This is a genomic window from Acinetobacter sp. S-1 (genome assembly GCF_059579785.1).
The window spans coordinates 1075780-1088214 of sequence record NZ_CM184207.1; the positions used below are offsets into that span (position 1 = coordinate 1075780).

9 protein-coding genes are annotated in these 12435 nt (G+C 39.3%); 6 read left to right on the forward strand and 3 right to left on the reverse strand.

What is annotated here, in order from left to right; genetic code table 11:
- Positions 1-43 precede the first annotated feature (43 nt).
- Complete coding sequence (locus AC52J8_RS05210) at positions 44-2281, forward strand: NADP-dependent isocitrate dehydrogenase (protein WP_002118624.1); 2238 nt, start codon at positions 44-46, stop codon at positions 2279-2281.
- Between the two features lie 117 nt (positions 2282-2398).
- Here the strand turns inward: AC52J8_RS05210 and AC52J8_RS05215 are convergent, their stop codons facing one another.
- Positions 2399-3187: an rRNA large subunit pseudouridine synthase E gene (locus tag AC52J8_RS05215; protein WP_032006962.1), complete on the reverse strand. Its 789-nt coding sequence runs from the start codon at positions 3185-3187 to the stop codon at positions 2399-2401.
- A gap of 196 nt (positions 3188-3383) precedes the next feature.
- On the opposite strand from AC52J8_RS05215, the gene icd reads away from it, so the two are divergent.
- Positions 3384-4640: an NADP-dependent isocitrate dehydrogenase gene (icd, locus tag AC52J8_RS05220; protein WP_005067916.1), complete on the forward strand. Its 1257-nt coding sequence runs from the start codon at positions 3384-3386 to the stop codon at positions 4638-4640.
- A gap of 35 nt (positions 4641-4675) precedes the next feature.
- On the opposite strand, the gene AC52J8_RS05225 is transcribed toward icd, so the two are convergent.
- Both AC52J8_RS05225 and AC52J8_RS05230 read right to left on the reverse strand, forming a co-directional pair.
- Entirely contained in the window at positions 4676-4801 is a 126-nt protein-coding gene (locus AC52J8_RS05225) for a hypothetical protein (RefSeq protein ID WP_075383506.1), read from the reverse strand.
- A complete protein-coding gene (locus AC52J8_RS05230) occupies positions 4798-5976 on the reverse strand; it encodes a YbfB/YjiJ family MFS transporter (RefSeq protein WP_198912085.1) in 1179 nt (392 codons plus the stop codon). Before AC52J8_RS05230 ends, AC52J8_RS05225 begins: the two co-directional genes overlap by 4 nt.
- 96 nt (positions 5977-6072) lie before the next feature.
- On the opposite strand from AC52J8_RS05230, the gene AC52J8_RS05235 reads away from it, so the two are divergent.
- The 4 genes from AC52J8_RS05235 (at position 6073) to AC52J8_RS05250 (ending at position 12408) form a co-directional block, all read left to right on the forward strand.
- Complete coding sequence (locus tag AC52J8_RS05235; RefSeq protein ID WP_002118709.1) at positions 6073-6954, forward strand: LysR family transcriptional regulator; 882 nt, start codon at positions 6073-6075, stop codon at positions 6952-6954.
- A gap of 208 nt (positions 6955-7162) precedes the next feature.
- Positions 7163-8557 carry an L-cystine transporter gene (locus AC52J8_RS05240; protein ID WP_140157917.1) on the forward strand — a complete coding sequence of 465 codons (1395 nt, stop codon included), beginning with the start codon at positions 7163-7165 and terminating at the stop codon, positions 8555-8557.
- A 150-nt stretch (positions 8558-8707) separates the two neighbouring features.
- The gene (locus AC52J8_RS05245) at positions 8708-9523 is read left to right on the forward strand and encodes a PhzF family phenazine biosynthesis protein (protein ID WP_086399806.1); all 816 of its coding nucleotides are present in this window, start codon (positions 8708-8710) and stop codon (positions 9521-9523) included.
- Positions 9524-9645: 122 nt separating this feature from the next.
- Complete coding sequence (locus AC52J8_RS05250) at positions 9646-12408, forward strand: M16 family metallopeptidase (RefSeq protein WP_086399807.1); 2763 nt, start codon at positions 9646-9648, stop codon at positions 12406-12408.
- The last annotated feature ends 27 nt before the right edge of the window (positions 12409-12435 follow it).

Genomic DNA, 12435 nt, shown 5'->3' on the forward strand with positions numbered 1-12435 from the left:
CAAGCTCGGTCCTCAACACTCAATCAAACGGAAGGGGCTATATATGGCTGGTGAAAAGTCAACTATTATTTACACACTGACTGATGAGGCGCCATTATTGGCGACCTATTCGCTACTGCCGATCATTGAGACCTTTACCAAGCCAGCTGGCATCGAGATTATTAAAAGTGACATCTCTGTAGCTGCACGTGTGCTCGCAGAATTCGCTGATTACCTAAGTGAAGAGCAAAAGGTATCCGACAACCTTGCAGAGCTAGGTCGTCTTACACAAGATCCAGATACAAACATTATCAAACTCCCGAACATTAGTGCGTCTGTTGCGCAATTAACTGCATGTATTAAAGAGCTTCAATCAAAAGGTTATGCAATTCCAGATTATCCGGAAAATCCAACGACTGAAGAAGAAAAATCAATCAAAGCTCGTTATGGTAAGTGCCTTGGTTCAGCAGTAAACCCTGTCCTTCGTGAAGGTAACTCTGACCGCCGTGCTCCAGCAGCAGTTAAAAACTATGCGAAAAAACACCCTCATTCAATGAGCGAGTGGAAACAGTGGTCACAAACCCACGTTTCACATATGGAAGAAGGTGACTTCTACCATGGTGAAAAATCAATGACACTTGATCGCGCGCGTAATGTGAAAATGGAACTTATCACAAATAGTGGTAAGAGCATTGTTCTTAAGCCAAAAGTTGCGCTTCAAGAAGGTGAAATCATTGATTCAATGTTCATGAGCAAGAAAGCACTTTGTGATTTCTATGAAAAAGAACTTGATGATTGTAAAGAAGCGGGAATTTTATTCTCTTTACACGTAAAAGCGACAATGATGAAAGTTTCACACCCGATCGTTTTCGGTCACTGTGTGAAAATCTATTACAAAGAAGCTTTCGAAAAACACGGTAAGTTATTTGACGAATTAGGCATTAACGTTAATAACGGTATGGCTGGGTTGTACGAGAAAATCGAAACTCTTCCAACTTCGTTGCGTGAAGAAATCATTGAAGACTTGCATGCTTGTCAAGAACACCGTCCTGCACTTGCAATGGTTGACTCAGCAAAAGGCATCACAAACTTCCATTCACCAAACGACATCATCGTTGATGCTTCTATGCCAGCAATGATCCGTGCCGGTGGTAAAATGTGGGGTGCTGATGGTAAGCAGTATGATGCTAAAGCTGTTATGCCAGAATCAACATTTGCCCGTATTTACCAAGAAATGATCAACTTCTGTAAGTGGCATGGTAACTTCGATCCAAAGACTATGGGTACAGTACCAAACGTTGGTTTGATGGCTCAAAAAGCTGAAGAATACGGTTCTCACGATAAGACTTTTGAGATTTCAGAAGCTGGTATTGCAAACATTACCGATCTTGACACTGGTGAAGTGTTATTGACTCAAAATGTGGAAGAAGGCGATATCTGGCGTATGTGTCAGGTTAAAGATGCTCCGATTCGTGACTGGGTTAAACTTGCAGTAACTCGTGCACGTAACTCAGGCATGCCTGCAATCTTCTGGCTTGACCCGTACCGTCCACACGAAAACGAATTGATCAAGAAAGTACAAAAGTACTTAAAAGATCATGATACGACTGGTCTTGATATCCAAATCATGTCTCAAGTACGTGCAATGCGTTACACACTTGAGCGCGTAGTACGTGGCCTAGACACGATTTCTGTGACTGGTAACATCTTACGTGACTACTTAACTGACTTGTTCCCAATTATGGAACTTGGTACTTCTGCAAAAATGTTGTCTATCGTTCCGTTAATGGCGGGTGGTGGTATGTACGAAACTGGTGCAGGTGGTTCAGCGCCAAAACACGTACAACAACTTGTTGAAGAAAACCACTTACGTTGGGATTCACTTGGTGAGTTCCTTGCGCTTGCAGTATCTTTAGAAGAAATGGGCATTAAAGAAAATAATGCTCGTGCTAAGTTACTTGCGAAGACACTTGATGAAGCGACTGGTAAATTGCTTGACAATGACAAGTCTCCATCACGTCGTACTGGTGAAATCGACAACCGTGGCAGCCACTTCTACTTGTCACTTTACTGGGCTGAAGCACTTGCTGCTCAGAACGAAGATGCTGAGTTGAAAGCTAAATTTGCTCCTCTTGCTAAAGCTTTAGCTGAAAATGAAGAGAAGATTGTTGCTGAACTTGCTCAAGTACAAGGTAAACCAGCGGACATCGGTGGTTACTACGCAATTGACCCAACTAAAGTAAATGCTGTAATGCGTCCAAGTGCTACATTTAATGCAGCTCTTGCAACAGTTGAGGCTTAATTACTAACTCGTTAGTAAATAGCTTAAGAGCCGGTGCATATGCACCGGTTTTTTTATTGCCTAAAAATAAAAGACATTAAAAAAGCCCACTGATGTGAGCTTTTAAAAGATTAAATCTTATCGACCATTGCGGCCACGACCACGTGGTGCTTTAGTATTTGGACGAGTTGTACCATTGGTCTTACGGCGTGGTTTCTCGCTTTCATCCATTTGCCAAATACGTTTTGTACCAGACTTTTTCGCAGAACCATCTTTGTTCTTGCGAACCATTGGTTTGCCACCAGCACCGCCTGGCTTTTTCACGTATGAACGCGAGCGATAAGGCTGTTCAGCTGGTACATCTTTAAAGTCAGGGTAGAGTAATGGTTCAATTTCTTTTACATCACCCGGTCTTAAGCCAAGTTGAACTAAGTCAATTGAGCCAATTTTAGTACGAATTAAACGTAAAGTTGGAAAACCTACCGCAGAAGTCATACGACGAACTTGGCGGTTACGGCCTTCACAAATTGAAATCTCAATCCAAGATGTTGGAATATTTGCACGGTAACGTACGGGTGGATTACGTTCCCATAACCATTCAGGTTCACTGACTTTAATGGCTTTGGCAGGAAGCGTCATACCATCATTCAGTTCCACACCTTTACGAAGTTGCTCAAGCGCTTCTTCGGTTACATCGCCATCAACTTGAACTAAATACGTTTTGTATTTTTTATTTGCAGGGTTGGTAATGAACTGATTCAGACCACCATGATCGGTTAAAAAAACTAAACCCTCAGAGTCCATATCGAGACGGCCTGCCAAGCGCAAAGTCGGGTCATCAACAAAGTCAGAGACGGTCATGTGCGCTTCGTCTTTACGAAACTGGGAGAGAACGTCATAAGGCTTGTTGAGAATCACAATTTTCATAAAAAATGGCTTCTTCTTTCAAATAACTAGAGAAAACATTGAGCTATATTTAAGTGCGAAATTTGCTTATTTCCCACATAAATCTCAAAAAGAATTAAATTCGATTAAGCTATTATGCGTTAATAAAAGTTGAAAGTATTGTTTATCGATAATTATTTTTAGTTAATTAAGTATTATAAAAGGGAGAATCTACACAATGGGTTATCAGAAGATCGTGGTTCCTGCCGACGGCGACAAAATCAAAGTAAATGCAGACCTGTCACTGAACGTACCAAATCATCCAATTATTCCTTTCATTGAAGGCGACGGTATCGGTGTGGATATTACACCAACAATGAAAGCAGTCGTAGACGCTGCTATTTTAAAAGCTTACGGTGGCAAACGCTCAATCGAATGGATGGAAGTGTATTGCGGCGAAAAAGCCAATAAAATTTATGGCAACTATATGCCCGAAGAAACTTTCGAAGCACTCCGCGAGTTTGTTGTATCCATCAAAGGTCCTTTAACCACACCAGTAGGTGGAGGCATTCGTTCACTCAACGTTGCTTTGCGCCAAGAATTAGATCTATATGTTTGCGTACGACCAGTACGTTGGTTTGAAGGCGTTCCTTCACCGGTTCAACACCCCGAATTAACTGATATGGTGATTTTCCGTGAGAACTCGGAAGATATCTATGCAGGTATTGAGTGGAAAGCCGATTCTGAAGAGGCAAAAAAAGTCATTAAGTTCCTTCAAGAAGAAATGGGTGTCACAAAAATTCGCTTTCCTGAAGGATGTGGTATTGGAATTAAACCTGTTTCAAAAGAAGGAACACAGCGTTTAGTCCGTAAAGCCATTCAGTTCGCAATTGAAAATGATAAGCCTTCTGTGACGCTCGTTCACAAGGGTAATATTATGAAATACACCGAAGGCGCATTTAAAGAGTGGGGTTATGAATTGGCTCTAGATCGTTTCGGTGGAGAGCTAATTGATGGTGGCCCATGGGTTAAAATTAAAAACCCTAGAACGGGTAAAGACATCATTATTAAAGATGTCATTGCAGACGCGTTTTTACAGCAGATTCTCATGCGTCCAGCCGATTACTCTGTGATTGCTACGCTAAATTTAAACGGTGATTATATTTCTGATGCTTTGGCAGCAGAGGTTGGAGGTATTGGTATTGCACCAGGTGCAAATATTGGTGGTGCTATTGCTGTGTATGAAGCAACTCATGGCACAGCACCTAAATATGCAGGTCAGGATAAAGTAAACCCTGGTTCTATTATTCTTTCTGCGGAAATGATGCTGCGTGATATGGGGTGGACAGAGGCAGCTGATTTGATCATTAAAGGAATTTCTGGAGCGATTGCTGCCAAAACCGTAACTTACGATTTTGAGCGCCTAATGCCGGGTGCAACCTTGTTACGTTGTTCTGAATTTGGTGATGCAATTATCAAACATATGGGAGAGTAATCTTCTATTAAAAAGCCCTCGGTTGAGGGCTTTTTTTATTGCATAAATTCGGGATGTTTCGGAGTTTTAATAAAGCCAGTTTTCTTTTGATAACTCTGGTCTAGGGCTTGAATAATAAGAACGAAAGCAACTAGAAATAAAGGAAAGAGCAGAGTTTTCACGATTTGGTTTCTCCGAAAGTTGAGGTGAAAGCAGGGCGTAGGGGAATTAAAAGGCAAACCGCAAAGAGAAGAACGGTTCCACCCAAAAGAAAGAGATGTGCATAAGACCAATGCAAATGATGCAAAGTACTAATGACAACACCACCCAAAAGTTGAGTACTGGCAAAGCCAATGGTGGCAAGGCTCCAAAGCTTTTGATAACGGTGCTCATAAATCTGTAGCAGACTATAAGAACTAATAAATACGGTTGCGGGAGTCAGTAAGCCTGTCAGAAGCGAAGATAAGGCCAGTAAAGATGCGGTATGTGAAAGGAACGGCAAAACAACGGCTAAGCTGTAAATGGCATATAACCATTTAATGGCCTGTAGATATCCGATTAGTCTGCTTAAGCAATAAGCGACAAGTGCACCAATGCAGCTTCCCACTCCATAGAGAACCCAAAATAAATTTCTTTGCTGTAACGGAAAATGCAGAGTTCCAGATAAATAATCCATCCAAAACAAAGAGTGTGGAATATATGCAAAGGCACTACACATATAGGCAATAATAATGACAAGGCCTAAACGTGATTTTTGTAAGGCTTGTATAGTGGTCGATTGCGGCTTAATAATCTGGGCAGTATTACGACTTAATAATCGATAAAGAGTTAAGCTTCCTAATAGAGAAAGACCCGCGAAAATATTCCAAACATAATGTACGGGCATATTTTTAAGTAGAGGAATAATAATAGTGGCGGATAAAACGCCGACACCAATCCCGCTAAATCCTAAGAAATTAACTTTTAATCTTTGCGTGTTGGGAGTGTATTTCATTGCAAAGCTAGGCGCCAAAATCATAAGTAAGCCGCCAGCAATACCTGAAATCGTACGCCAAAAAATGAACCACACCAAAGGCATATCCATGAATGAACAGCAGAGTAGGCTAAGGCTGCCCGCTATAGCTGAAAGTACGATGAAGGGTGAGATGTACTTTTCTTTAATACTTAAGAGCGTTAATAAGGCACCAATGAGATATCCCAATAAATTTGCGCTCCCTAAGTAACTGGCAAAATCGTGAGTCCATTGGTATTGCTCGATCATGATGGGCATAAGCGCAGTATAGGAAAATCTAAAAACACCAATTCCCAAACAAGTTGCCAAAAAGACAATTAAGCTCATTCGATAAAACGTAGACATGAGAGGACGCTCAATTTTTTTATTATTAAAAGCGAGTTTTTAAATCTTTAAAAATGATTTAATATGATGGTGATTATCTTATTTTGAGATAGTGGTATGTTGCTTAAGTCTCTAGAGTTTTTTTTAGCTGTTGCAGAGAGTGGAAGTTTTTCCTTGGCTGCACAAAAAATGTATACGGTTCAATCGAATATCACGAGCCATGTGAAAAAGCTTGAAGAAGAGTTAGGGGTTATTTTATTCAATCGTAATAACCCAGTGACCTTAACGAATGCCGGACAACAGCTGCATAGTTATGCTGTTCAAATGATTGCGCTACATAATAAAGCGAAAAAAATCTTTCAAGAGGGTGATATTGACCCGAACGAAACCATTCGTTTGGGTAGTATGGAAACGACAGCAGCAATACGGTTACCTCAATTACTCAATCAATGTATGCAGCAATATCCGAATTTGCCGATCGAGTTGCAAACTCACCCGACACGATATTTGTTAAGCGCTGTGCAGCAAGGAGAGGTTGATTGTGCTTTTGTTGCTTCTAAATATTTAATTCCAGAGTTGTATAGTTTACCTGTTTGGCAAGAACAATTGGTTTTGGTTTGTCCGAAACAGCAAACTCACTTTCCAGATGTTGCCAAGCTTGCAAAGACCCGATTTATTGCGTTTCGACAAGGTTGTTCTTATCGTCATGCAATCGAGTTATTTTTAAATGATCACAGTGTCCCGCCTTCACAAATTATGGAAATGGGCAGTCTGGACGGAATTGTAAGCTGTGTGGAATTAGGTGTTGGTTTTGCTTTATTGCCAAAGTCATATCTAAACAAAGTAGTCGAGAAAGTGTCATTAAGTTGTTTTGAACTTAATACTGAATCCGCTCATTTTACTACCTACTTGGTTGCCCAGTCGCCCGAAACATGGGGAACCAATTTAAAGCAGTTTATTCATTTTATTGAGCAACAATTTGAATTAAAGGTTGCTTAGGTTGTGATTGATTTTCATACGTAAATATCCAACTTAATTTATAAATTAAAAGTGATATATATGTATGAAAAAGTCATTTTATATTCTCACAGAGGTTTGTAATCATCTTGATGCTATAAAATTGTGGAAAAGGGTAGTTTATATAGGCTGGCTATGGTCAAATATGCCCCCTTGAAAGATGACACAAGCAATAATTTGGAGTTTGGGAATGAATATACCCTTAATCATCAATATTGTGGTTTTTGTCGGGTTAATATTTTTACTCGCCCAAACACGTAAAACGGACTGGAGCTTATCGAAAAAAGTTCTGGCTGGCTTAGTTCTAGGTGTAGTGTTTGGTTTAGGACTACATTTGATTTATGGCGGTGGCCATCCGATTCTTGCTGAATTTATTAGCTGGTTTAATATCGTTGGAAACGGCTATGTAAAACTTTTACAAATGGTCGTGATGCCTTTGGTATTTGTGTCTATTTTGGGAGCGGTGGCAAAATTACACCAAGCATCTTCTTTAGGCAAAATCAGTTTTTATACGATCGGTACTTTACTCTTTACAACGCTGATTGCTGCACTGGTAGGAGTATTTGTTACCAACCTGTTTGGCTTAACTGCAAAAGGTTTGGTGCAAGGTGCTGCTGAAACTGCACGCTTAACTGCCATTAATACGGACTATGTAGGCAAAGTTACCGATTTAAGTGTGCCGCAGTTTATTCTTTCCTTTATTCCAAGTAACCCATTTGCTGAATTGACTGGTGCAAACCCAACATCAATTATTAGTGTAGTTATTTTCGCCGTCTTTTTAGGTATAGCAGCGCTTAACCTAATGAAGGACGACGCAGAAAAAGGTCAACGTATTCTGACTGCAATTCAGACGTTGCAGTCATGGGTAATGAAGCTTGTGCGCTTAGTGATGACTCTTACACCATATGGCGTATTTGCGCTTATGACAAAAGTCGTGGCAAGTTCAAACGTCGCAGATATTTTAAATCTAGGCGGTTTCTTGGTTGCATCTTATTTAGGCTTGGCGATTATGTTTGTCGTACATGCCATTATTTTGACTATGACGGGTGTTTCTCCTCTTAAATTCTTTAAGAAAGTTGCTCCAGTTTTAACGTTCGCATTCACTAGCCGTTCAAGTGCAGCAAGTATTCCACTGAGCATTGAAACGCAAACTCGTCGTTTGGGTGTGCCTGAATCTATTGCAAGTTTCTCTGCTTCTTTTGGTGCCACCATTGGTCAAAATGGCTGTGCGGGTTTGTACCCTGCAATGTTGGCAGTGATGGTTGCACCTACCATGGGTATTAACACCTTAGACCCAATGTGGATTGCATCGTTAGTCGGTATTGTGACCTTAAGTTCAATTGGGGTTGCAGGAGTAGGTGGTGGTGCGACTTTTGCTGCGTTGATTGTGCTTCCTGCAATGGGTTTACCTGTAACGTTGGTTGCACTTCTTATTTCAATCGAACCTCTCATTGATATGGGACGTACTGCGTTAAACGTAAATGGTTCGATGACTGCTGGTGTTGTTACGAGCCAATTGATGAGTCAGACTGATAAAGAAATATTAAACAGTGAAGATGAAATTGAGTTAACTCAACATCATTAAAAATCAATAAAAAAACGGCTCTCTATTCTGGATGAGCCGTTTTTTTTATATGCATAAATTGCCACTGTGATGTTAATTTTAAAAAAACTGTATCTGTTTTTCTTTTAAATAATTTTCGAAAATAGGCCTATTACAAAAGAGAGCACTATCATGAAAATGTATCAAGTCGATGCTTTTACAAAAGAGTTATTTCGTGGAAATCCAGCCGCTGTCGTTGTTGAAAAAGAGTGGTTAGATGTAGATTTAATGCAGAAGATAGCACTTGAGAATAATTTGTCTGAAACTGCTTTTGTAAAAATTATAGACTCTGAAAACTATGAAATCCGTTGGTTCACGCCAACGGTTGAAGTTGATTTCTGTGGGCATGCTACGCTTGCCAGCGCTTTCGTATTATTTAAAGATTTTACCGAGAAAAAGACCATTAATTTCCATGTACGAAACTTAGGTCTTTTTGTAGTTCACCAAGATGAAGATGGCAAAATCAGAATGGATTTTCCAATTCGCAAAGCTCATCAAGTTGAAGATTATCCAGCTATTTTACGTCAAGCATTAACAAAGCCTTTTAAAGCGGTTTATCAAAATGTTCAAGCCTACATTGTTGAATATGAATCAGTGCAAGACGTGTTAGATGAGCAGCCTGACATGAACTTACTTAAAGCCTTGGGTAAACGGACTGCGATTACTACTGCAGGGATGGATGTTGCCATCACCTCAAAAGCCGATCAACAATATGATTGTGTATCGCGTTATTTTGCACCTGTCGCGGGCATTGAAGAAGATCCAGTTACGGGTTCAATTCATACGGCAATAGCGCCATTATGGGCAAAGAAACTTGCTAAAAATAATATTATTGCTTATCAGGCTTCTAGCCGTGGAGGCGTTTTATATTGCAATGTTCTGAATCAGGAACGTATTGAAGTTTCAGGGTATGGGAAGCTTTATATGCAAGCTGAAATTTTTCCTTAAAATATAAGGCCGTTTAAATAAACGGCTTTTTTTTCAAAACTTTACTATGAAAGTTAGTTCAAATTTCCTACTATAGTCCCACAACTATTGATTTTTTATTATTCAAATTAATTGGTATTTATATGTTTATGCAGTTTAAACAACTGACACTCTCCCTATGTATTCTTGGTTTAAGTGCTGCGTCTTGGGCACAAACTACACTAGTAAAAAGTAAGCAAAATATTGAGGAATATAAATTAGATAATGGTTTTCGGATTGTGCTTGCACCGAATGACAAAGAAAATAAAATCTTTATTAATACCATTTATTTAACTGGCTCATTAAATGACCCGCAAGGTAAAAGCGGCTTAGCTCATTTGCTTGAGCATTTGGCTTTTAAGGGGACACAAAATGTTAAAGGGGAAGAATTCCAGCGTCGTTTAGATCAATATACATTGATGACAAACGCCAGCACCGATTATTATTCAACAAAATATACTAATATCGTTCGTCCAGAAAAAACTGCGCTTGATCAGGTACTGTATCTTGAATCTGAGCGTATGGATAAATTAGTTCTTCAAGAAAAGTTTGTTCCTTCCGAAATTGAAATCGTAAAGCGTGAACGCGAAGTTCGCATGGATCAGCCATTTGCTGTGCTGATGGATCAAATGTGGAAGTCAGCTTATGGTAACCAATATTTAGGTCGTTTACCGATTGGTGATTTGCCTGAACTTAAATCTATTAAAATGCCTGAATTGAACCAGTTTTATCGTAGCTGGTATGCACCTAATAATGCTGTTATGGTCATTTCAGGTAAATTTGATAAGACTGATGTCTTAAAAACAATAGATCAATATTTTAGTCCAATTGCGGCAAGAGCGGTTCCTAAAACTGTACAGATTCCTGTGCTTGACTCTACAAAAATAAGAAATCGTCAATTCATGGTGAAAAAGGGCAGTGATCTGGCTAAATTCCATATCTATATGAATGGTAAAAATACTAAAATTCAGCCGACACTCGCTTTAGCTCCTTTGTTATATACCATGCAACCAAGTGGCCACCTATACCAAAATATGGTGGAAACAGGTATTACCACAAATGTTGAAGCTAGTACTTGGTTAGACCAAGATTTTAACGTGGTGTTTCTAGGTGCCATTTATTCACCAAGTAATGACCCTAAAAAAGTTGAAAGTTCTTTGTTAGCAGGCATTGAAAAAGGGAAGCCGTTTACTGAAGTTGAATTAAATCGTGTTAAAAGTTTAATGAAAACTCAAGGTGATCTAATCACGAAAGATGCGGTAGCACTTGGGTCACGGTTAAGTGATTACACCGTCGCTGGCGGGCAATGGGATCAATATTTTAAAGATTTAGATTCTGTAGAAAAAGTTAAGCTAGATGATGTGAATCAAACTTTAAAACAGTTCCTTGTGGCTGATCATCGTATTGATGGCGATATTTTGCCAACACCTGAAGACCAGAAAAAAGCGCAACAGCAAAATTCAAAAGAGACACCTAAAACTCTAGATCAGGTCGAAGCAAAGGCCGAGCCTTTAAAAGATCCGAAGGTATATCAACAAGAAGTTGCTGAGTTTTTAAAAACTTCTAAGCAATATGTTGAAAGCAATGAGAAAAAAATTATCCGTGGAAAACTAAAAAATGGAATGAAGTATGCTTTATTCCCAGTTGAAACACGCGATGATCGTACTTATGCAACGATTACGATGGACTTCGGAACAGAAAAATCTTTATTTAATAAAGGCACAGTAGTTGATCTAACCTCATACTTATTGCTTCGTGGTTCTGATAAATATAGTTTGCAAGATATTGCCGATAAATCAATTGATGCAGGCGGTGCGGCTTATGCAAGCGCTGACGGCAATGGCATGACCATTAATATTCAGTCTAAATCAGAAAAATTTGATGAGTTTTTCAAGTTTGTTCTTGATGTGATGAAAAATCCAAAATTTGAACAATCTCAATTTGATTTAATTAAATCGCAAAGTTTATCAAGCCTAGATCGTCCTTATACCGAGCCAGATGTAGTGGCAGGTTTAACACTTTCACGTTTACTTGAAGAATATCAACCGGGTGATTTGCGTTATCACTTCGAACCTGAATTGGCAAAACAACAGTTGAAAAACGCAACTCAAGAGCAAGTGAAAGAGTTATATGAGCGTTTCTTTGCAATGAACCATGCTCAAATTGCTATTACAGGCGAATTTGATGCGAAAAAAATGCAAAAATTACTGAATCAGGAATTTGGTCGTTGGAACGGTAAGCAACCATATCAAAAAATCTTGATTGATCACGTTGATTTTCCAGCACAGCAAGTTCATGTTCTGTCTGAACAGCGTGAATTTGGTAGCTACCAAAGTGTGCTTTCAATTCCAGTTGGTAAAAACCATCCAGATGCATCTGCTCTCATTTTAATGAACTATATTTTAGGGGAATCTCAAATTTCATCACGTTTGGCTCAAGAGCTTCGTGAGAAAAATGCGCTAGTCTATGGTTTTGGAAGTGGGCTGCAACTTGATCGTGACACGAATGTAGGAGCTTTGAGTATTAGTGCAAATTATACTTCAGGTCGCTCAGCACAAGTGTCTACTTCAATACACAAAGTGTTAAATGACTTGGTTAAAAATGGAGTAACTGAGCAAGAGCTTGAAGCTGCTAAAGCAGATATCATGAAGAAACGAGTTACGGCATTAGAAGATGAGCGTAATATTCATGGCATGTTAAATCTACAGCTTGAAACAAACAAAACATTGCAAGACCGAATTCGTCATGATCAAGAGTTAACTAAATTGACTGTTGCTGACGTTAACAGAGTAATTAAGAAGTATATTAAACCTGAACATTTGGTCGAAGTGATGGCTGATCAATATGGTCAGGCCGCAAAGAAATAAAGTCTTCTCGTAAATAAAAAGCCACTG

Excerpts from the sequence above, each read along its gene's own strand:
- icd (WP_005067916.1), top strand. The coding sequence starts at position 3,384 with ATGGGTTATCAGAAGATCGTGGTTCCTGCCGACGGCGACAAAATCAAA.
- AC52J8_RS05215 (WP_032006962.1), bottom strand. The coding sequence starts at position 3,187 with ATGAAAATTGTGATTCTCAACAAGCCTTATGACGTTCTCTCCCAGTTT.
- AC52J8_RS05230 (WP_198912085.1), bottom strand. The coding sequence starts at position 5,976 with ATGTCTACGTTTTATCGAATGAGCTTAATTGTCTTTTTGGCAACTTGT.
- AC52J8_RS05235 (WP_002118709.1), top strand. The coding sequence starts at position 6,073 with ATGTTGCTTAAGTCTCTAGAGTTTTTTTTAGCTGTTGCAGAGAGTGGA.
- AC52J8_RS05240 (WP_140157917.1), top strand. The coding sequence starts at position 7,163 with ATGAATATACCCTTAATCATCAATATTGTGGTTTTTGTCGGGTTAATA.
- AC52J8_RS05250 (WP_086399807.1), top strand. The coding sequence starts at position 9,646 with ATGTTTATGCAGTTTAAACAACTGACACTCTCCCTATGTATTCTTGGT.
- AC52J8_RS05245 (WP_086399806.1), top strand. The coding sequence starts at position 8,708 with ATGAAAATGTATCAAGTCGATGCTTTTACAAAAGAGTTATTTCGTGGA.
- AC52J8_RS05210 (WP_002118624.1), top strand. The coding sequence starts at position 44 with ATGGCTGGTGAAAAGTCAACTATTATTTACACACTGACTGATGAGGCG.